This is a genomic window from Sphingomonas liriopis, assembly GCF_024211255.1.
Lineage (GTDB): Bacteria > Pseudomonadota > Alphaproteobacteria > Sphingomonadales > Sphingomonadaceae > Sphingomonas > Sphingomonas liriopis.
On sequence record NZ_JAMLDY010000006.1, the window covers coordinates 201,091 to 219,888 of the forward strand.

Below are 18,798 nucleotides of genomic sequence, written 5' to 3' on the forward strand. Positions count from 1 at the left end.
ACCCACTCCCGTTCGCCCTGAGCCTGTCGAAGGGCTGGCTTCCACAGGCGTCCGGCTTGCGGAGAGCAGGGCTTCGACAGGCTCAGCCCGAACGGGTCGGGGTGCTGTCAGCCCGTCAGACCGTGAAGCTCTCGCCGCAGCCGCAGGCGCCCTTGGCGTTGGGGTTGTTGAACACGAAGCCGGCGGTGAAATCGTCCTCGACCCAGTCCATCGTCGAGCCGACGAGATAGAGGATCGACCCGCCGTCGACGAACAGCGTGCCGCCGGGCGTCTCGATCCGCTCGTCGAAGGACTTGGCCTCGGTGACATAGTCGACCGAATAGGCGAGGCCCGAACAGCCGCGCTTGGGCGTCGAGAGCTTGACGCCGATCGCCCCCTCCGGCGCACGCGCCATCAGGTCGGCGATGCGCGCGTCGGCGGAAGGCGTGAGGATCAGCGGTGCGGGGCGCTGGCGAAGGGTTGTGGCCATCAGAGCATTCCCAGTTCTAATTTGGCGTCGTCCGACATCTTCTGCGGGTCCCAGGGCGGGTCCCAGACGAGGTTGACGTCGGCGAAGGCGATGCCGGGCACCGCGGCGACGCGCATCTCGACCTCGGCGGGCATCGATTCGGCGACCGGGCAATGCGGCGTGGTGAGCGTCATCGTCACCACCGCCTGTCCCGTGTCCGCGACCTCGACGCCGTAGATCAGGCCGAGGTCGTAGATATTGACCGGGATTTCGGGATCGTAGATTTCCTTCAGCGCGTCGATCACCGCCTCGTACAGCGCGCCGCCGGGCTCGCCGGGGGCGTCGCCCTGCGGCTGTTGCTGGAGGAAGCCGGTCAGATAGTCGCGCTCGCGCGGGGCGGCATTGGCCGCGTCCTCGACGCGCGCCCGCGGTGGTGGCGTCACGGCGTCCACTTCCTCAGACCGGATCGTATCGCTCATCCGAAAATCCTCGTTACTCTCTCGACGCCCTTGACCAGCGCCTCGATATCCTGCGGACCGTTGTAGACCGCGAAGCTCGCGCGTGCGGTCGCGTCGACGCCCAGCGCCTCCATCAGCGGCTGCGCGCAATGATGGCCGGCGCGGATCGCCACGCGGCCTTCGTCCAAGATGGTGCCGACGTCGTGCGGATGCACCCCCCGGACCTCGAAACTGACGATGCCGGCGCTATCCTCCGGGCCGAACAGGCGCACCGAGTTGAGCGACGACAGCGCCGCGCGCGCGTCGCGGACCAGCGCGGTCTCGTGCGCGTGGATGCGGTCGAGGCCGATTCCTTCGACGTAATCGATCGCCGCGGCAAGGCCGAGCGCGCCGACGATGTGCGGGGTCCCCGCCTCGAACCGGCCCGGCGGGGGGGCGTAGGTGGTGCGCGCGAACGTCACCCGGTCGATCATCGATCCGCCGCCCTGATAGGGAGGCATCTGCGACAGCAGGTCGCCACGGCCCCAGAGCACGCCGATGCCGGTAGGCCCGTAGAGCTTGTGGCCGGAGAAGACGTAGAAGTCGCAGCCGATCTTGGTCACGTCCACGGCGATGCGGGGGACCGCCTGGCAGCCGTCGAGCAGGATCTTCGCACCGACATTGTGGGCGAGATCGGTGGCGCGCTTCGCGTCGAGCACCGAGCCGAGCACGTTGGAGACGTGGGCAAGCGCGACGAGCTTATGCTGCGGGGTTAGCATCCGCTCCATCGCGTCGAGATCGATGCGGTGGTCGGGGGTGAGCGGCAGGACGTCGATCGCGGCGCCGACGCGCTCCGCTGCCATCTGCCACGGCACGATATTGCTGTGATGCTCGAGCATCGACAGCAGGATACGGTCGCCGGCCTTGAGCTGCGTCGCCGCCCAGCATTGCGCGACGAGGTTGATCCCCTCCGTCGCGCCGCGGACGAAGACGATCTCGTCGGGGGTGCCTGCGCCGATGAAGCGGGCGACCTTGGCGCGGGCGGCTTCGTACGCGACCGTCATGTCGGCGGAGCGCTGGTAGACGCCGCGGTGGACGGTGGCGTAGGTCTCGCCATAGGCGCGGGTGATCGCGTCGATCACGACTTGCGGCTTCTGCGCGGTCGCGGCGGTGTCGAGATACGCCCAGCCGTCCGGGATCGCCGGGAAGTCGGCGACGCGGTCGAGGGGGGATTCGAGGACGGTCATACCCGCTCCTCCCCGGTACGGGGAGGGGGACCGCGACGCGCAGCGGCGTGGTGGAGGGGGGCTTCCCCAAACGATACCGCCTGTGGAGCCCCCCCTCCGTCAGCCTGCGGCTGCCACCTCCCCGTGCCGGGGAGGATTTGGGTTGGGATCACAGCGTGTGCTCCAGCCATGCGTCCGCATCGGCGGCGAACGTGTCGCGGATCGTCTCGTCGGCGATACGGTCGAGCGCGTCCGCGACGAACGCACGCGTCAGCAGCGCCTTGGCACGCGCTGCGGGGATGCCGCGGCTCTGCATGTAGAAGAGCGCGCGGGCGTCGAGTTCGCCGACCGTCGCGCCATGCGCGCATTTGACGTCGTCGGCGAAGATCTCGAGCTCGGGCTTGAGGTTCACCGTCGCGGTGCGCTGGAGCAGCAGGCCGCGCAGCGACTGTTCGCCGTCGGTCTTCTGCGCGTCGCGCGCGACCTCGACCGCGGCGGCGAGGCTGACCGTCGAGCGATCCGCGGCGACCGCGCGCCAGAGCTGGTGCGACTGGCCGTTGGGCCGTGCGTGGCGGACACGGACGGCGCATTCCTGGCGCTGGTCGTCGCGGGTGAGCAGCGCGCCGCCGAGCTCGGCATAGGCGCCGTCGCCATTCAACGTCAGCGCCGCGTCGAGCCGGGTGCCCGCCGTGGTGGCGCCGAGCGCGACCGACACGAAGCTGGCGGCTTCGGATATTGCCACCTCGTCGCGGGTCGAGACGAAGCCGGCGTCCTGCACGATGCGGACGGCGCGCATGACGCGGGCACCCTGCCCCAGTTCGAAGCGGGTCAGCGTGTTGGTCCAGCCGGCGCCGGTGAAGCTCTCGACCAGCGTCAACACGGCGTCCTTGCCGAGCGTGATGACGAGCGGCGTGTGGCTGTCCTCGCCGGCGTTAACGCGGGCGATCTCGATCGTCGTGACGCTGCGCGGGGCGAGCGCGATCACGTGCCCCTGCCCTGCGGCGTAGCGGGCGAGCGCGTGGTCGCTGGTTACCGTCGTGGGGGTGATGGTGAGGTCGGCGGGGCGGCTGAAGTCCGGATCGAGATAGCCGTCGACGAACACCAGTCTCGCCGCGTCGGGCAGGATCGCGTCGGGTACTGCCGCCGATCGGGGCGTCAGCGTGCGGGCGGCTTGCAGCGCGGGCATGTCGGCCCAGCGGAAGGCTTCCTCGCGGGTGGTCGGCAATTCGAGGACGGCGGTCATGCGGCGGCTCGTTGATTGGATTCACGCGAAGGCGCGAAGACGCAAAGAGAAGAAGGGTTTTGTTCGCGCGGAGGCGCGGAGGCGCGGAGAAGAAGAGGAGAAGGTGTGATGGCGCCTGCGGCGCGGGTTTTCTTTGCGCGCGTCAGCGCTTTCTCTCGACGATCGGCGATGATGGACGGGAGCATGCCTCCCGCCACGCACTCTCCGCGCCTCCGCGCCTCCGCGTGAACAAAAACCTTCTCGATCATGCCCCGCGGCACACCAAGCGACCAACCCTCTTCGCGCCTTCGCGCCTTCGCGTGAAAACCGATCACGCCGTCACCCCCGCATAGCCCTCGCGCTCCAGTTCGTGCGCGAGGTCCGCCCCGCCCGAACGGACGATACGCCCATCGGCAAGGACGTGGACGACGTCGGGCTGCACGTAGTCGAGCAGGCGCTGGTAGTGCGTGATGAGCAGCACCGCCTTGTCGGGCGCGCGCATGATGCGGTTGATGCCGTCGCCGACGATGCGCAGCGCGTCGATGTCGAGGCCGCTGTCGGTTTCGTCGAGGATCGCGAACTTCGGGTTGACGACGCCCATCTGGACCATCTCGTTGCGCTTCTTCTCCCCGCCCGAGAAGCCGACGTTGACCGGACGCTTGAGCATCTCGGCATCCATGTCGAGCTTGCGCGCCTCCTCGCGAGCGATTTTCAGGAATTCGGCGCCGGACAGCGGCTTCTCGCCACGCGTGCCGCGCTGGGCGTTCAAGGCCTCGCGCAGGAACTGGACGTTGCTGACGCCGGGGATTTCGACCGGATACTGAAAGCCGAGGAACACGCCCGCCGCGGCACGCTCGTTCGGCGCCAACTCGAGCAGGTCCTGCCCGTCGAAGGTGATCGAGCCTTCGGTCACCTCGTAACCGGGCCGCCCGCCGAGGACGTAGCCGAGCGTCGACTTGCCCGCGCCGTTGGGGCCCATGATCGCGTGGATCTCGCCGGCGTTGACGGTGAGGGTGAGCCCCTTGAGGATCGGCTTGCCGTCGATTTCGGCGTGGAGGTTTTCAATCTTGAGCAACACAGATCACCCGAAAGAGACGGAGTATTTTTCCAAGACGACAGGATTGAAGCCCTGACTCTCAATCTTTTTTCCATTGGCCCAAACGCACCAAACACCATTCTCGTCCACAGTCTCCACCGTCATCGGATCACTGCCAGACTTAAGAACGACCACATCTCCAGGTGAAAATTCCATGATATTATCCTTTGATCGCAACAAAGCCCCCGTCACCCCGGGCTTGTTCCGGGGTCCACTCCTCCGCTCGCGAAGGCTGCCGTTGTTGCACGGTGGATGCCGGAACAAGTCCGGCATGACGGGGGAAGTGGGTCATCCGACGGAACCCTCCAGCGAAATCCCCAACAGCTTCTGCGCCTCGACCGCAAATTCCATCGGCAGCTGTTGCAGCACTTCACGGGCGAAGCCGTTGACGATCAACGCCACCGCCGCTTCCTGATCGAGCCCACGCGACATCGCGTAAAACAGCTGGTCCTCGCTGATTTTAGACGTCGTCGCCTCATGCTCGATCTGCGCCGAGGGGTTCTTCACCTCGATATACGGCACGGTATGCGCGCCGCACTGGTCGCCGAGCAGCAGCGAGTCGCACTGGGTGAAGTTGCGGACGTTCTCCGCGGTCGGGCCGACGCGGACGAGGCCGCGGTAGGTGTTGTCGGAGCGGCCGGCGCTGATCCCCTTCGACACGATCGTCGAGCGCGATCCCTTGCCGAGGTGGATCATCTTGGTGCCGGTGTCGGCCTGCTGGCGGTTGTTGGTCACCGCGACCGAATAGAATTCGCCGACGCTGTTCTCACCCGCGAGCACGCACGACGGGTATTTCCAGGTGATCGCGCTGCCGGTTTCGACCTGCGTCCACGACACCTTGCTGTTCCTGCCCTGACACAAAGCGCGCTTCGTGACGAAATTGTAGATGCCGCCGACGCCGTTCTCGTCGCCGGGATACCAGTTCTGCACGGTCGAATATTTGATCTCGGCATCGTCCATCGCGACCAGTTCGACCACCGCGGCGTGAAGCTGGTTCTCGTCGCGCATCGGCGCGGTGCAGCCTTCGAGATAGGAGACGTAGCTCCCCTTGTCGGCGACGATCAGCGTGCGTTCGAACTGGCCGGTGTTTTCGGCGTTGATGCGGAAATAGGTCGACAGCTCCATCGGGCAGCGCACGCCCTCCGGGATGTAGACGAACGTACCGTCGCTGAAGACCGCGCTGTTGAGCGTCGCGAAATAATTGTCGCGCTGCGGCACGACCTTGCCGAGCCATTTGCGGACGAGGTCGGGATATTCGCGGATCGCCTCGCTGATCGAGCGGAAGATGACGCCCGCGGCCTCCAGCTCCTTACGGAAGGTGGTGGCGACCGAGACGCTGTCGAACACCGCATCCACCGCGACGCGGCGCTTGGGCGTGCCATCCTCGTTCGTCTCCTCGACCCCGGCGAGCATCTTTTGCTCGGCGATCGGGATGCCGAGTTTCTCGTAGACGCGCAGGATCTCGGGATCGACCTCGTCGAGGCTGCCGAGCTTGGGCTTCGCCTTGGGCTCGGCGTAATAATAGGCGTCCTGATAGTCGATCGGTGGGACGTTGAGCTTGGCCCAGTCGGGTGCTTCCATCGTCTGCCACAGACGGAACGCCTTGAGGCGCCAGTCGAGCATCCATTCGGGCTCGTTTTTCTTGGCGCTGATGTAGCGGACGGTGTCCTCGCTCAGCCCCTTGGGCGCGAAGTCCTGTTCGATATCGGACGAAAAGCCCCATTCGTAGGTCTTGGAGACGGCCGCATAGGCCTCTGCGTTCTTGGTCGCCATGGTTACACCTGTTCGCCCAAAGGAGCGGGAATGGGATCGTGAGTCGGGATGGGCGCTCGCGACAAACGGGCGAGCGAGACGCCAGCGAGCGCACCGCGCACCGCCTCGTTGACGACGCCCCAGTGCGGGCGAACCTGGCAATTGCCCTCGATGGCGCAATCGTGGCGGCTGCCCTCGACGCAGGAGGTCATCTGGATCGGGCCTTCGACCGCCTCGATGATGTCGGCGAGGCTGATCGCCGCGGCGGGGCGGGCAAGACGGAAGCCGCCGCCGGTGCCGCGCGCGCTCTCGATCAGGCCGGCCGACGAGAGGCGGCTGACCAGCTTCTGCGCGGTGGGCAGCGGCACGCCAGTCTCCTCGGCGAGCAGCGTCGCATTGAGCCGCGCAGCACCGCCGCAATGGCGCGCGGCGGCGGACATCATGACGACCGCATAATCGGCTAGGCTGCTGAGGCGCATCGGCTCCGACATGGTTGTTGCGAGCAATTCGCAAATCGGATCAAATCGATCCGATTGCCAGATAGGGTTTTGTGCGCTGCGGTCAAGCGGGGATGGGTGATGTGTGCCCCCCTCCCGTCATCCCGGCGAACGCCGGGACCCATGGATACGATCGGCAAGCGAAGGCACCTATCAGCAGCCGCGTGCGTCCATGGGTCCCGGCGTTCGCCGGGATGACGGTTGCATGGGATGACGGTTGTCGGTGTGCCGCGCTTTGACCTCTGCCCCTCGCAATGCGATGGGCACCACCCATGTCCTACGCCCTGCGCCCGCTGCTCTTCGCTCTCGATGCCGAACGTGCGCATGCGCTGACGCTCAAGGCGCTGGCGATGCGGGCGAAGCTGCCCTCGCCCGCCGCGACGACCAATCCGCGGCTGGCCACGCGGATCGGCGGGCTGAACTTCGCCAATCCGCTGGGCGTGGCGGCAGGGCTCGACAAGGATGGGACCGCGATCGAGGGGTTGTTCGGGCTGGGCTTCGGGGCGGTGGAGATCGGGACGCTTACCCCCCTGCCCCAGGCGGGCAATCCGAAGCCGCGGCTGTTCCGGCTGGTCGCCGATCGCGCGGTGGTCAACCGGATGGGGTTCAACAACGGCGGGCTGGAGGCGGGGCTCGCCCGTGCGCGCGTCGCCCAGCGCGGCAACGGGCGACTGGGAATCAACGTCGGGGCCAACAAGGATGCGGCCGACCGCGTCGCCGATTATGTCGCGGGGGTCTCCGCCGCGGCACCGATCGCGGATTATGTGACGATCAACATCTCCTCGCCCAATACGCCGGGCCTGCGCGACCTGCAGCATGGCGCGGCATTGGACGAGTTGCTGGCGGCCTGCACCGCAGCGCGGGGGAGCACGCCGCTGTTCCTCAAGATCGCGCCCGATCTCGATACTGCTGCGATCGACGGGATCGTGCGCGCGGCGATCGATCATCGGCTCGACGCGCTTATCATGGGCAATACGACCGTCTCGCGGCCGCCGCTGCGCTCGCCGCAGGGGAGCGAGACCGGCGGGCTGTCGGGGGCGCCGCTCGCGCCGCTCGCGCGGCAGCGGCTCGCCGATGTGCGTAGTGCCTCGGGCGGCGGCATCGCGCTGGTCGCCGCGGGGGGGATCGACAGCGGTGCGGAGGCCTATGCGCGCATCCGGGCGGGGGCGAGCCTCGTCCAGCTCTATTCGGCTTTGGTGTTCGAGGGGCCGGGGCTGGCGCGGCGCATCCTCGCCGATCTCGACGCGGCGCTGACGCGCGATGGCTTCGCCAACGTCACGGAAGCCGTAGCGGCGGGATAAATCTTGCCCTCGGCGGACCAGCCGTTAGGCTCGCCGGCGATGAACAGACTGATGATCGCGCTCGGCATCGCCGCTTTGCCCCTCGCCGCCTGTGCCGCGGAAACGCCCCGCGTTATTTCCACCACGCCGGCGAAGGCGCCCGGCATGGTCAGCGCCGCCGATCCGCGCGCGTCGGCCGCGGGGGTCGAGATCCTGAAGGCGGGCGGCAGCGCCACCGACGCGGCGATCGCGACGATGCTGGCATTGAACGTCGTCGAGCCGCAGAGTTCGGGGATCGGCGGCGGCAGCTTCTGGGTCAGCCATGCCGCGAAGACCGGCAAGGTCACCACGATCGACGCGCGCGAGACTGCGCCCGCCGCCGCGACGCCGCGCTGGTTCTACGACGCCGCCGGCCAGCCGCTGAGCCACCCGGATGCGGTGCCGGGCGGGCGCAGCGTCGGCGTGCCGGGGGCGTTGCGCGGCATGGCGCTGGCGCATCGCCAGTCGGGCAAGCTGCCCTGGGCGAAGCTGTTCGAACCGGCGATCCGGCTGGCACGCGACGGCTTCCGCGTCAGCCCGCGCTTCCGCAATTCGGGCGAATCCTATGGCGGCCATCTGTCGCCCGAGGCGAATGCGCTGTTCACCGTCCCCGCCGACGGCGTGTTCCGCAACCCGGCGCAGGCGGCGCTGCTCCAGCGGATCGCGACGCAGGGCCCCGACAGCTTCTACGTCGGGCCGCAGGCGGCGAAGCTGGTCGCCACGGTCAACGGCGCGGCGCGCAACCCGTCGCAGATGACGACCGGCGACCTCGCCAGCTACGACGCCAAGCCGCGCCCGCCGGTGTGCGTGCCGTACCGGACGTACCGGATCTGCGGCATGGGGCCGCCCTCGTCGGGCGGGATCACCGTGCTGATGATCCTCAAGCAGCTCGAACGCTTCGATATGGGCAAGCTCGGCAAGGACAGCGCGATCGCCTGGCATCTGTTCGCCGAAAGCTCGCGATTGGCCTATGCCGATCGCAACATGTACGTGGGCGATCCCGATTACGTGCGCGTGCCCGTCAAGGGGCTGCTCGATCCCGCCTATCTCGCGTCGCGCTCGGCGCTGATCGCGACCGACACGACGATGGCGAGCGTCGCCGCGGGGACGCCGCCGGGGGCGCCCGCGCGCACGCCAGCGCCGGTCAGCGAGGTCGCCGGCACTACCGACCTCGCGGTCGCCGATCGCGACGGCAACGTCGTCGAGGTGACGACGACGGTCGAGGGGCCGTTCGGGTCGGGGCTGGTGGTCGACGGCACCGTGCTCAACAACGAACTGACCGATTTCGACATCGTGCCGGTGGATGCCGGCTATCTCGTCGCCAACCGGGTCGAGGGCGGCAAGCGGCCGCGCAGTTCGATGGCGCCGACGATCGTCTACGATGCGAACGGCAAGGTACGGCTGGCGCTGGGTGCGGCGGGCGGATCGACGATCATCGCGCAGATCGCCAAGGCGCTGGTCGGCGTGCTCGACTGGAAGCTGTCGGCACAGGAGGCGATCGGGCTCGGCCTCGTCTACGCGCCCGGCCCGGTCGCGACGCTGGAGACGGGCACCCCCGCCGCGGCGCTGCAGCCGGCCCTGGCGGCGCTGGGCGAGCGGACGCAGGTCGCACCGCTCGGGCTGAAAGCGAATGCGATCGAGTGGAAGCAGGGCCGCTGGGTAGGCGCCGCCGATCCGCGCAGCGAGGGCGTCGCGATCGGCGAGGAAGGCAGCGTCAGCGATCCCACCCGCATGGCACCGGTCGCCAACCGCCCTTCGGAATGAAGTGACGACGGCGGGCCGACGAGCGCCGCCGCGCCAGGAGAGACAGCATGCGTACCCTCGAACATTTCCCCAACCTCGTCACGATGTTCTTCACGCGGGCGAGGGAGAAGGGCGACGCGCCCTTCCTGTGGAGCAAGACCGGCGGGCAATGGAGGGCGATCAGCTGGGCCGAGGCGGCGCGCCAAGTCGCCAGCCTCTCAACCGCGCTGAAGGCGCTGGGCATGAAGCGTGGCGACCGGGTGATGCTGGTCGCCGAGAACCGGCCGGAATGGGCGATCTCCGACCTCGCGATCATGGCGGCGGGGTGCGTGACCGTGCCGACCTACATCACCAACACCGAACGCGACCACACGCACATCATCGAGAATTCGGGCGCGTGCGCGATCATCGTGTCGACCGACAAGCTGGCGAAGACGCTGCTGCCCGCGGTGCTGCGATCGAACCAGACGCGCACGGTGATCGGCATCGAGCCGATGCGCGCGCCGTCGACGAGCATCGACTTCCACGACTGGCACGGACTGATCGCCGACCATCCGACCGATCCGGAGAGCGTTGCGGCGGAGGCGACGTTCGAACGCGGCGACCTCGCCTGCATCATCTACACCAGCGGCACCGGCGGCGCGCCGCGTGGGGTGATGCAGCATCACGGCGCGATCCTGCACAACGCCAAGGGCTGCGCGACCGTCATCTCCGAGGATTTCGGCTGGGACGACGAGGTGTTCCTGTCGTTCCTCCCCCTCTCCCACGCCTACGAGCATACCGGCGGCCAGCATTTCCCGATCGCGCTCGGCGGGCAGATCTATTACGCGGAAGGGCTCGACAAGCTCGCCGCCAATATCGAGGAGGTGCGCCCGACGATCATGTTCGTCGTGCCGCGCCTGTTCGAGGTGCTGCGCACGCGGATCAGCAAGGCGATCGAAAAGCAGGGCGGCATGTCGTCCTACCTGCTCGCCAAGGCGCTCGAGGTCGGCGCGCGCGAGAACGACCGCAACGTCCGGCTGGTCGACCGGCCCGCGCAATTGCTGGTGCGCACGCTGTTCAAGCCCAAGATCGCCAAGAAGTTCGGCGGGCGGATGAAGGCGATGGTGTCGGGCGGCGCGCCACTGACGCCCGAGGTCGGGCTGTTCTTCCAGAGCCTCGGCCTTACCTTCCTGCAGGGCTATGGCCAGACCGAGGCGGGGCCGGTAATCTCGTGCAACCGGCCCAAGGCTGGCATCCGCATGGATTCGGTCGGCCCGCCGCTGATCGATACCGAGGTGCGGATCGCCGCGGACGGCGAGATCCTGGTGCGCGGCGAGCTGGTGATGCCGGGGTACTGGCGCAACGACGCGGAGACCGAGCGCGTCCTGAAGGACGGCTGGCTGCACACCGGCGACATCGGCGAGATCGACGCGGCGGGCCGGATCACGATCACCGACCGCAAGAAGGACCTCATCATCAACGACAAGGGCGAGAACGTCGCGCCGCAGAAGGTCGAGGGCATGCTGACGCTGCAGCCCGAGATCGTGCAGGCGATGATCGCCGGCGACCGCCGCCCGTATATGGTCGCGCTGATCGTTCCCGACCCCGAATGGACGCAGGAATGGTGCGCGGCGAACGGCACGTCGTGCAAGTTCGAGAAGCTGGCGGAGAACAGCGAGTACCGCACCGCGATCGGCAATGCGATCGAGCGAGTGAACAAGGACCTGTCGGTGACCGAGCGCATCCGCCGCTTCGTGCTGGCCGATGCGCCGTTCGCGATCGAAAACGAGCAGCTGACGCCGAGTTTGAAGATTCGCCGGCATGTGATCCGCGGGGTGTATGGCGACCGGCTGGATGCGTTGTACAAGGGGTGAGGTTGGTAGCCTGACGGTCGAGTGATCGGGCGAGACTCTCGCCACAATCCTCCGTCACCCCGGACTTGTTCCGGGGTCCACCGGGCCGCGGGCGTGCGCTCTCCCCTCTGGCCCTGCGCCTCGCCGCGGAGTGGACCCCGGAACAAGTCCGGGGTGACGGAGGAGGGAGGAAGGCGTGATGCCTCCCTCCTAGCTTCGAGGCTCTCCCCGTTCGTGCTGAGCCTTTCGAAGCACCTTGAGGCTCAATGCCCTTCGACAGGCTCAGGGCGAACGGGATGGGTGCGGAACCCGCTTCAACAACCGACCGCTTACTTCCCCTTCCGCGGCAGCACCGCCAGTGTCCAGTCCTTCGCGGGCACGAGATACTTCGCCGCGGTCGCCTGCAGCACCTCGGGCGTCACGTCGCCGAAGTCGCGGCCCAGCCGTCGCGTCGCCTCCAGCCGGCGGTCGTCGTACGCGCCGCCCGACAGTTCGCGCAGCCAGAACAGGCTGCTCGTCGCAGCGCGGGCGTAAACCTGTTGCAGCGGGCCCTTGACGCGCGCGAGTTCGTCGGCGCCGATCGGGTTCCCGGCCAAGTCGGCCGCGATCTCGCGCGACAGGCGGAAGAAGAGGTCGACGTTCGCCGGCGCGACCTGGCTGACCGCCATCAGGCGGCCGCCGCCGGGCAGGCCCTTGGGCCAGTTGCTGGCGACGCCGGGGCTGTAGCTGGCGCCCGCCGCCTGGCGCATCCGTTCGAACAGGCGGTCGCTGAAGACCTGCGCCAGCACGTCGAGGCGGCGCGCCTCGGCGATGTCGGCGACGCCGGCGCCCGTCGGCCAGGCGATCACCGCGCTCGCCTGATTGTCGGGGCCGTTGTGATAGCGCCGCACCGGGGTCGCGACATGCGTGGGGAAGCGCACCGGCGGCGGCGCGCCCGTCGTGGCGACCCGAGCGGGAATCGCACCGAAGCTTTTGGCCACCGCGGCGATCGCCTCGTCGGGCTTGACCTCGCCGAACACGTCGACCTCGATAGGGCCGCTCGTCAGCAGCGGCGCCCAGAACGCCTTGAACCGCTCCGGCGTCAGCGCCGCCACGGCCTTGGCATCGGGAGTCGCCCAGCGCGGATCGCCGGCGTGGAGCAACCCTTCGAGGTCGCGCGACAGCACGCCGTCGGCCGAGCTGTCATAGCCGGGGATCGCGGTCAGCGCCGCCGACTTGGCGCGCGCCACCGGTGCCGCGTCCCAGCGTGGATACGCGAGCTTGGCGGCGATCAGCGTCAGTTCGTCGGCATAATCCTTGGGGCTGCTCAGCGCGGCGATCGAAAAGGCATCGTCGTCGATACCGAAATCGAGGCCGAGCTGACGGCCGGCGGTCAGCTGGTCGAGGTCGTCCTGCCCCAGCGTACCGATACCGCTTTCCATCAGCGCGAGGTCGCCCGCCCAGGCGGGGTTCGGCCGGTCGGCGGGCAGCGCGTTATAGCCGTTGCCGAAGCGGACGCGGACGAAGACGCGGCCGGTATCGTCGGGATTGGCGAACAGCAGCATCCGCACGCCATTGGCGAACACCACCTTTTCCACCGGCAGTCCGTCGATCGGCGTGCGCGACGCGACCGTGCCAGGCGCGCCGAGCGCGGGCAGCTTGCTGAAATCGACCGCGGCCTGGTTGGCGCGCTTGATGGTCAGCGCCGAGACGTCCGCTTTCAGCGCGGCGGCGAGCTTTTCCGCCGTCCCCTTCTCCGCGGTGCGCGTGTTGACCAGCGCGCGGGTGGCGTCGCCCTGGAACAGTTTTTTCGACGAGGCGAGGACGGCGGCAGGGTTGAACATGCCCTTCGCCTTCGCCTCGGTCAGGATCGCATAGCTGTTCTCAGGCGCGGTCACCGTCTCGCGGATGTCGAGCGCGCCGGCCATGTCGTCGGCCTGCTTGGCGCTCGCCTCGACCCGCGCGGTCTCGACGCCGTTGCGGATCGCGACCTCGTAATCGGCATATTCGCGGTCGATCTCGGCCTGCGTCGGCGGCGTATTCTGCGCGTCGGCGATCACCGCGCGCACGTCCTTCAGCGCCTGTTCCCATTGTTCGCCGACCGGCAGGATCAGCACCGTCGTCATGTTCGCCGAGCGCGACCGGTCGTCGAGGTCGACGCCGGCCTGCACGAAGCTGGCGCCGGCGCGCGCGCGGCGTTCGAGGCGGCGGCTGATGACCTTGGCGGCGATCGTGTCGACCATCCGCTTCTGGTTGAAGATCTTGGTGTCGTCATTGTACTGCCAGGGGCGCATCACCCCCATCATGACGAGCGGCGGCAGACCGGGTTCGACCAGCGTCGCCGAGGTGGGCTGCTTCGGGTCGGGCTTGCCGAAATCGGGCGCGGGACTCGCCGCGCCATTGCCCTTCCAATCGGCGAAGTGGCGCGCGACCATCTGGCCCAGCTGCGCCGCGTCCATGTCGCCCGAGATGATGACGACCGCGTTCTCGGGGCGATACCAGCGGTCGTGGAACGCCTTGATGCTCGCCCCCGTCGCCGCGTCGAGCGTCTCGACGGTGCCGATCGGCGAGCGTTCGGCGAGCGGCTGGCCGGCGAAGAACAGCCGGTTCATCGCGTCCTGCAGCTTGACCTGCGGGCCGGGCTGTTCGCGGCGTTCGGCGAGCACGATCGGCCGCTCGGCCGACACCGCGGCGTCGGTCAGCGTCGGCGCCGCCATCATCCCCGACAGGATCTTGAGGCTCTCGTCCACCGTCTGGTCGGTCGCGGAGGGCAGATCGAGCTTGTAGAGCGTCTGCGTCGGCGTGGTGGACGCGTTGCTGTCCGACCCGAAGGTCGCGCCGAACCGCTGCCACACCCGCTTCGCCTCGCCGTCGGGGACGTATTCCGAGCCGCGGAACGACAGATGCTCGATGAAATGCGCATAGCCGCGCTCGCTGTCCTTCTCGTTCAGCGAGCCCGCGTCGATGCGCACGCGGATCGACACCTGCCCCGGCGGCACGCCGTTCTTGCGCACCGCATAGCGCAGGCCGTTGGGCAGCGTGCCGAACGCCCAGGCGGGATCGTGCGGCAGGTCGCTGCCCTTGTAGAGCCAGGCAGCGGGATCGACCTTGACCGCCGGTGCGGCGGGCGCGGTCACCGGCGGCTTGACCTGGGCGGTGACCGTCGAAGCGAGAGCGAGGACGAGAACGGGCGCGAACGCGCGGGGGAAGAACGCCATGGCCTGCCTGTAGCGGCTGCCGCCCACCGCCGCCAGCGACGTCCGCATCCTCCTTGTTCCGGTCATGATTTCGCCCCGGTCGGGGTCTAGCCCAAGTCCCAAGAGCATAGGGGACGAGCGGACGGCGCGAACGGTGCGGCCCGACTCGCATGATGGTACAGGATATGACGACCGCAACCCGGGATGCCGCCCCCGCAACATGGCGGAATTCGGGCAGCATCGATGAGGCCACGCCGCGGCGCGCGCCCGAACTCGCGCTGGTTCCCGACGCGCCCGCGCCTGCCGCGCCGTTGCAGGCGGAACCGGGGCGCCCGCTCGTCATCCGCATCGGCAAGCGCCTGCGCGGGGTGTTCGACCGGATGATCGCGTCGTCGTCGCTGGTCGCCAACGATCCCGTGCTCGACATGCGCGATTTCGCCTGGACCGCGGCGTTGCGCGGCGAGTGGCAGGCAATCCGCGACGAGGCGATCCGCGTCGCGCAGGGTCATGCCGCGCCCAGCCTTGCCACCATCTCGCCCGACCATCGCGCGATCGCCGCGGTCGGCCAGTGGCGCTCGTTCTTCCTGTGGGGCTATGGCTATCCGATCGAAGACAACCTCGCATCCTGTCCGGCGACGCGGGCACTGGTCGAGCGGATCCCGGGTCTCAACAGCGCCTTCTTCTCGATCCTCGCGCCCGGCGCGCACATCCCGGCGCATCGCGGGGTGACCAAGGGGCTCATCACCTGCCACCTCGGGCTGGTCGTGCCGCGCGACGGCGACGTGCGGATGCGCGTCGGCGACCGCGTCGTCCGCTGGGCAGAAGGGGAGACGTTGGTGTTCGACGACACCTACGACCACGAGGTGTGGAACGAGACTGCGGGCACGCGCGTGGTGTTGCTGATCCAGTTCGAACGGCCGTTGCGCAATCCCGGCAGGTGGATCGCCGATCTGTTCCTGGGGATCGTGCGGCGATCGGCGTTCGTGCAGGAGGCGCGGGCGAACATCGGTGAGTGGAACGCCGCGGTGAAGGCGCTGGAGGTGTGAGTGTTTGCGGGCGCCGTTGGGTCGCCCGTGCCTTGCCCTAAGTCCCCCGTCACCCCGGACTCGTTCCGGGGTCCACCGAGCCGCATCGGCAGGACTTGAACCTCTATCCATATGCCTCGCCGCGGAGTGGACCCCGGAACAAGTCCGGGGTGACGAAGGATTTTGGGACAGGTCTTGCCTCCACATGCGACACCGCCTGTGCCCGCCCTCTCCACCGGCTGCGCTGGTCCCCCTACCCGTGCCGGAGAGGATTGCGCGTGGGAAACAATCCCTTTCCCCGTGCCGCCTTGATCGCCCCGCCCCTACGGTCCACATGGGCGCCATGCTGATCGAGACCGAGACCACGCCCAACCCGGCGACGCTGAAATTCCTGCCCGGCCGCATCGTCATGGATGCCGGCACGCGCGACTTCGCGACGCCCGAGGAGGCGGACGCCAGCCCGCTCGCCGAGATGCTGTTCGCGCTGGGCGACGTCACCGGCGTGTTCTTCGGGCGCGACTTCGTGTCGGTGACCGCGGCGCCGGGGGTCGAATGGCACAGCCTGAAGCCCGACGTGCTCGCCATCCTGCTCGACCATTTCGCCGCGAACATGCCGCTGTTCCGCCAGGGCAGCGCGAGCTTCGGCGTGCCTGCGGGCGAGGACGAGATCGCCACCGACGATCCCGCCGATGCCGAGATCGTCGCGCAGATCCGCGAGCTGATCGACACGCGCGTCCGGCCCGCGGTGGCGAACGACGGCGGCGACATCGTCTATCGCGGCTTCGACAAGGGCAAGGTGTACCTGCGCATGCAGGGCGCCTGCGCCGGCTGTCCGTCGTCGAGCGCGACGCTGAAGCAGGGCATCGAGCAATTGCTCAAATATTACGTTCCCGAAGTCACCGAAGTGAGGGCGGTCTGATGTCCGAACCTTTGTCCGACAGCGCACTCGACACGATCTTCCGCACCGCGCGCAGCTATAACGGCTACACCGATCGTGCGGTGGGCGAGGATCAGCTCCATGCGATCTGGGAGCTGATGAAATGGGGCCCGACCAGCGCCAACCAGCTGCCCGCGCGGCTGGTCTGGTGCACCGGCGACGACGCCAAGGCGAAGCTTGCTGCTTGCGTGTCGGAGACCAACCGGCCGAAGATCCTGAGCGCACCGGTCAGCGTCGTCATCGCGATGGACGTCGAATTCCACGAGCATCTGCCCGAGCTGTTCCCGCACACCAACGCCAAGGCCTGGTTCGACGGCAATACCGAGCTGCGCGCCGCGTCGGCGTTCCGCAATTCGACGCTGCAGGGGGCGTATTTCATCATCGCCGCACGCGCGCTCGGGCTGGATACCGGGCCGATGTCGGGGTTCGACCAGGGTGCGGTGGACAAGGCGTTTTTCGCCGACCAGCCCGGCGTGCGGTCGAACTTCATTGCGACCTTGGGTTATGGCGATCCGGCGAGCGTGTACGACCGCCTGCCGCGGCCGGGGTTCGATCGGTTCAACACGATCGCTTGAGGGGGGCCGCCCCTCACCGTCGTCATCCCCGCGCCGGGTTCCCATCAAAGTATTACTTTGATGGGGCCCAAGGCGGGGATCCATAATCACGCCGGCTCGGGAAAGAACCGCCCAGTTAGCCAGTATGGATTCCCGCCTTCGCGGGAATGACGAAGGACGATGGGCGGGTGCAGCTCTCTCAGCCCCCCCCGCAAACCCCATCCGACCATCACCCGCTTGCCCCACGCGCCGACGTGTCGCAAAGCGACGGAAACATGACGCACGCCCCTGCCCGCACCCTCGTCATCGACACCGCGACCGCCGCCTGTTCGATCGCGCTGATCGAGGATGGCGCGGTGATCGCCGCGGAGCATCGCGAGGTCGGCCGCGGCCATGCCGAGCAATTGCTGCCGATGATCGCCGGCCTGCCCGATGGCGGCCGCGCCGCGCATATCCTGGTCGACGTCGGTCCCGGCAGCTTCACCGGCCTGCGCGTCGGCATCGCCGCGGCGCGCGGCCTCGCGCTCGGCTGGGACGCGGAGGTGCGGGGCTATTCCAGCCTGTCGCTGATCGCCGCCGCGGTCTTCGCCGCCGGCCGCACCGGGGATATCGCGGTGATGCTGGAGGGCGGACATGGCGAGGTCTTCGTGCAGGGCTTCGCACCCGGCCCGGCGCCGCTCGACGCGCTCGCCTCGCTGAAGCCGGAGGCGGCGCTGGCCGCGCTGGGGGATCGTTATCCGGTCGGCAACGGCGTGCGCTGGCTGCAACAGATCGCGCCCGACCTCGACGCGCAGCCGGCATTGCCCGACGCCGCGAACGCGCTGCTGCTGCCCGCGGCGCTGGCGACGCTGCCCCCGCGTCCGCTCTACGGCCGTGCGCCCGACGCCAAGCTGCCGGGCGGGAAGGTGCCGGCCTGATGGCGACGCGCCAGGTCCTGTTGCGCACCGGCGATGCGCGCGACGTCGCGACGGTCGATGCGCTGATGGGTGCCGCCTTCGACCCCCGCTACGGCGAGGCGTGGACGCGCAACCAGTGCCTCGGCGTGCTGGCGATGCCGGGGGTGCGGCTGACGCTGGCGCTGGTCGACGACGAGCCCGCGGGCTTCGCGATGGTGCGCAGCGTCGCCGACGAGGCGGAACTGCTGCTGCTCGGCGTCGGTCCCCGCTTCCGCCGGCGCGGCATCGCCACCGCGCTGCTGCGCGCGGTGATCGCCGAGGCGCAGGTCACCGGCATCGCCGACCTGCATCTGGAGGTGCGCGCCGGCAACGCCGCGGTGCAGCTCTACACCGCGCAGGGGTTCGCCAAGGTCGGCGAGCGCCGCGCCTATTATCGCGGCAAGACCGGCGAGAGCTTCGACGCGCATACGTATCGGCGCGCGGTGTAGCGCTCCCCAGCCATTCCCTTCTTCCCGTTCGCCCTCGTCTTAGTGGAATGACGTAGAGTTGGTTTGCCGCGTAGGATGCGGAGCCGGGGTGGGGGTGGCCACCCCCACCCCGGCGGCCGGCTGTCGGATCGGGTTCGTCCGGTTCCC

Annotated in this window: 17 protein-coding genes; 8 read left to right on the forward strand and 9 right to left on the reverse strand. The window is 68.6% G+C overall.

What is annotated here, in order from left to right; translation table 11 throughout:
• Positions 1-115: 115 nt before the first annotated feature.
• The 8 genes from M9979_RS06915 to M9979_RS06950 all read right to left on the reverse strand — a co-directional run bounded on the left by M9979_RS06915 (position 116) and on the right by M9979_RS06950 (position 6,660).
• Positions 116-469, reverse strand: coding sequence for a HesB/IscA family protein (locus tag M9979_RS06915; RefSeq protein ID WP_254288597.1), 354 nt, complete (start codon positions 467-469; stop codon positions 116-118).
• Positions 469-927, reverse strand: a complete 459-nt coding sequence (locus tag M9979_RS06920) for an SUF system Fe-S cluster assembly protein (protein ID WP_254288598.1) — start codon at positions 925-927, stop codon at positions 469-471. The genes M9979_RS06915 and M9979_RS06920 overlap by 1 nt, the downstream gene beginning before the upstream one ends.
• On the reverse strand, positions 924-2,132 hold the full coding sequence (locus M9979_RS06925) for an aminotransferase class V-fold PLP-dependent enzyme (protein ID WP_254288599.1): 1,209 nt from the start codon (positions 2,130-2,132) through the stop codon (positions 924-926). The genes M9979_RS06920 and M9979_RS06925 overlap by 4 nt, the downstream gene beginning before the upstream one ends.
• A gap of 148 nt (positions 2,133-2,280) precedes the next feature.
• Complete coding sequence (locus tag M9979_RS06930) at positions 2,281-3,354, reverse strand: SufB/SufD family protein (RefSeq protein WP_254288600.1); 1,074 nt, start codon at positions 3,352-3,354, stop codon at positions 2,281-2,283.
• Positions 3,355-3,664: 310 nt separating this feature from the next.
• A complete protein-coding gene (gene sufC, locus M9979_RS06935) occupies positions 3,665-4,408 on the reverse strand; it encodes a Fe-S cluster assembly ATPase SufC (protein WP_254288624.1) in 744 nt (247 codons plus the stop codon).
• 6 nt (positions 4,409-4,414) lie between these two features.
• Positions 4,415-4,585 (reverse strand): YodC family protein, encoded by a 171-nt coding sequence (locus tag M9979_RS06940; RefSeq protein ID WP_254288601.1) that lies wholly within the window; start codon positions 4,583-4,585, stop codon positions 4,415-4,417.
• A gap of 132 nt (positions 4,586-4,717) precedes the next feature.
• On the reverse strand, positions 4,718-6,202 hold the full coding sequence (gene sufB / locus M9979_RS06945) for a Fe-S cluster assembly protein SufB (RefSeq protein ID WP_254288602.1): 1,485 nt from the start codon (positions 6,200-6,202) through the stop codon (positions 4,718-4,720).
• Positions 6,203-6,204: 2 nt separating this feature from the next.
• Positions 6,205-6,660, reverse strand: a complete 456-nt coding sequence (locus M9979_RS06950) for an SUF system Fe-S cluster assembly regulator (RefSeq protein ID WP_254288603.1) — start codon at positions 6,658-6,660, stop codon at positions 6,205-6,207.
• Positions 6,661-6,950: 290 nt separating this feature from the next.
• Between M9979_RS06950 and M9979_RS06955 the strand changes: the two genes are divergently transcribed.
• From M9979_RS06955 to M9979_RS06965, 3 genes are read left to right on the forward strand one after another with little or no spacing between them, the layout of a single operon-like run.
• A complete protein-coding gene (locus tag M9979_RS06955; protein WP_254288604.1) occupies positions 6,951-7,979 on the forward strand; it encodes a quinone-dependent dihydroorotate dehydrogenase in 1,029 nt (342 codons plus the stop codon).
• Between the two features lie 39 nt (positions 7,980-8,018).
• On the forward strand, positions 8,019-9,761 hold the full coding sequence (gene ggt / locus M9979_RS06960; protein ID WP_422921681.1) for a gamma-glutamyltransferase: 1,743 nt from the start codon (positions 8,019-8,021) through the stop codon (positions 9,759-9,761).
• Between the two features lie 47 nt (positions 9,762-9,808).
• Positions 9,809-11,596 carry an AMP-dependent synthetase/ligase gene (locus tag M9979_RS06965; RefSeq protein WP_254288605.1) on the forward strand — a complete coding sequence of 596 codons (1,788 nt, stop codon included), beginning with the start codon at positions 9,809-9,811 and terminating at the stop codon, positions 11,594-11,596.
• A gap of 308 nt (positions 11,597-11,904) precedes the next feature.
• On the opposite strand, the gene M9979_RS06970 is transcribed toward M9979_RS06965, so the two are convergent.
• Positions 11,905-14,820, reverse strand: a complete 2,916-nt coding sequence (locus M9979_RS06970) for a M16 family metallopeptidase (protein WP_254288606.1) — start codon at positions 14,818-14,820, stop codon at positions 11,905-11,907.
• A 116-nt stretch (positions 14,821-14,936) separates the two neighbouring features.
• Between M9979_RS06970 and M9979_RS06975 the strand changes: the two genes are divergently transcribed.
• The 5 genes from M9979_RS06975 to M9979_RS06995 all read left to right on the forward strand — a co-directional run bounded on the left by M9979_RS06975 (position 14,937) and on the right by M9979_RS06995 (position 18,651).
• Positions 14,937-15,797 carry an aspartyl/asparaginyl beta-hydroxylase domain-containing protein gene (locus tag M9979_RS06975; RefSeq protein WP_254288607.1) on the forward strand — a complete coding sequence of 287 codons (861 nt, stop codon included), beginning with the start codon at positions 14,937-14,939 and terminating at the stop codon, positions 15,795-15,797.
• 322 nt (positions 15,798-16,119) lie between these two features.
• Positions 16,120-16,695 carry a NifU family protein gene (locus tag M9979_RS06980; RefSeq protein WP_254288608.1) on the forward strand — a complete coding sequence of 192 codons (576 nt, stop codon included), beginning with the start codon at positions 16,120-16,122 and terminating at the stop codon, positions 16,693-16,695.
• On the forward strand, positions 16,695-17,288 hold the full coding sequence (locus tag M9979_RS06985; protein ID WP_254288609.1) for a malonic semialdehyde reductase: 594 nt from the start codon (positions 16,695-16,697) through the stop codon (positions 17,286-17,288). The genes M9979_RS06980 and M9979_RS06985 overlap by 1 nt, the downstream gene beginning before the upstream one ends.
• A gap of 254 nt (positions 17,289-17,542) precedes the next feature.
• Positions 17,543-18,184 (forward strand): tRNA (adenosine(37)-N6)-threonylcarbamoyltransferase complex dimerization subunit type 1 TsaB, encoded by a 642-nt coding sequence (tsaB, locus tag M9979_RS06990; RefSeq protein WP_254288610.1) that lies wholly within the window; start codon positions 17,543-17,545, stop codon positions 18,182-18,184.
• The gene (locus tag M9979_RS06995; RefSeq protein ID WP_254288611.1) at positions 18,184-18,651 is read left to right on the forward strand and encodes a GNAT family N-acetyltransferase; all 468 of its coding nucleotides are present in this window, start codon (positions 18,184-18,186) and stop codon (positions 18,649-18,651) included. The genes tsaB and M9979_RS06995 overlap by 1 nt, the downstream gene beginning before the upstream one ends.
• Positions 18,652-18,798: the final 147 nt, after the last annotated feature.

What these genes read in the sequence shown, in the direction of transcription:
- M9979_RS06930 (WP_254288600.1), bottom strand. Translation starts at nt 3,354, where the DNA reads ATGACCGCCGTCCTCGAATTGCCGACCACCCGCGAGGAAGCCTTCCGC.
- M9979_RS06965 (WP_254288605.1), top strand. Translation starts at nt 9,809, where the DNA reads ATGCGTACCCTCGAACATTTCCCCAACCTCGTCACGATGTTCTTCACG.
- tsaB (WP_254288610.1), top strand. Translation starts at nt 17,543, where the DNA reads ATGACGCACGCCCCTGCCCGCACCCTCGTCATCGACACCGCGACCGCC.
- M9979_RS06975 (WP_254288607.1), top strand. Translation starts at nt 14,937, where the DNA reads ATGACGACCGCAACCCGGGATGCCGCCCCCGCAACATGGCGGAATTCG.
- M9979_RS06925 (WP_254288599.1), bottom strand. Translation starts at nt 2,132, where the DNA reads ATGACCGTCCTCGAATCCCCCCTCGACCGCGTCGCCGACTTCCCGGCG.
- M9979_RS06915 (WP_254288597.1), bottom strand. Translation starts at nt 469, where the DNA reads ATGGCCACAACCCTTCGCCAGCGCCCCGCACCGCTGATCCTCACGCCT.
- M9979_RS06940 (WP_254288601.1), bottom strand. Translation starts at nt 4,585, where the DNA reads ATGGAATTTTCACCTGGAGATGTGGTCGTTCTTAAGTCTGGCAGTGAT.
- M9979_RS06970 (WP_254288606.1), bottom strand. Translation starts at nt 14,820, where the DNA reads ATGCGGACGTCGCTGGCGGCGGTGGGCGGCAGCCGCTACAGGCAGGCC.
- ggt (WP_422921681.1), top strand. Translation starts at nt 8,019, where the DNA reads ATGAACAGACTGATGATCGCGCTCGGCATCGCCGCTTTGCCCCTCGCC.
- M9979_RS06980 (WP_254288608.1), top strand. Translation starts at nt 16,120, where the DNA reads ATGCTGATCGAGACCGAGACCACGCCCAACCCGGCGACGCTGAAATTC.
- M9979_RS06985 (WP_254288609.1), top strand. Translation starts at nt 16,695, where the DNA reads ATGTCCGAACCTTTGTCCGACAGCGCACTCGACACGATCTTCCGCACC.
- M9979_RS06995 (WP_254288611.1), top strand. Translation starts at nt 18,184, where the DNA reads ATGGCGACGCGCCAGGTCCTGTTGCGCACCGGCGATGCGCGCGACGTC.
- M9979_RS06950 (WP_254288603.1), bottom strand. Translation starts at nt 6,660, where the DNA reads ATGCGCCTCAGCAGCCTAGCCGATTATGCGGTCGTCATGATGTCCGCC.
- sufB (WP_254288602.1), bottom strand. Translation starts at nt 6,202, where the DNA reads ATGGCGACCAAGAACGCAGAGGCCTATGCGGCCGTCTCCAAGACCTAC.
- M9979_RS06920 (WP_254288598.1), bottom strand. Translation starts at nt 927, where the DNA reads ATGAGCGATACGATCCGGTCTGAGGAAGTGGACGCCGTGACGCCACCA.
- M9979_RS06955 (WP_254288604.1), top strand. Translation starts at nt 6,951, where the DNA reads ATGTCCTACGCCCTGCGCCCGCTGCTCTTCGCTCTCGATGCCGAACGT.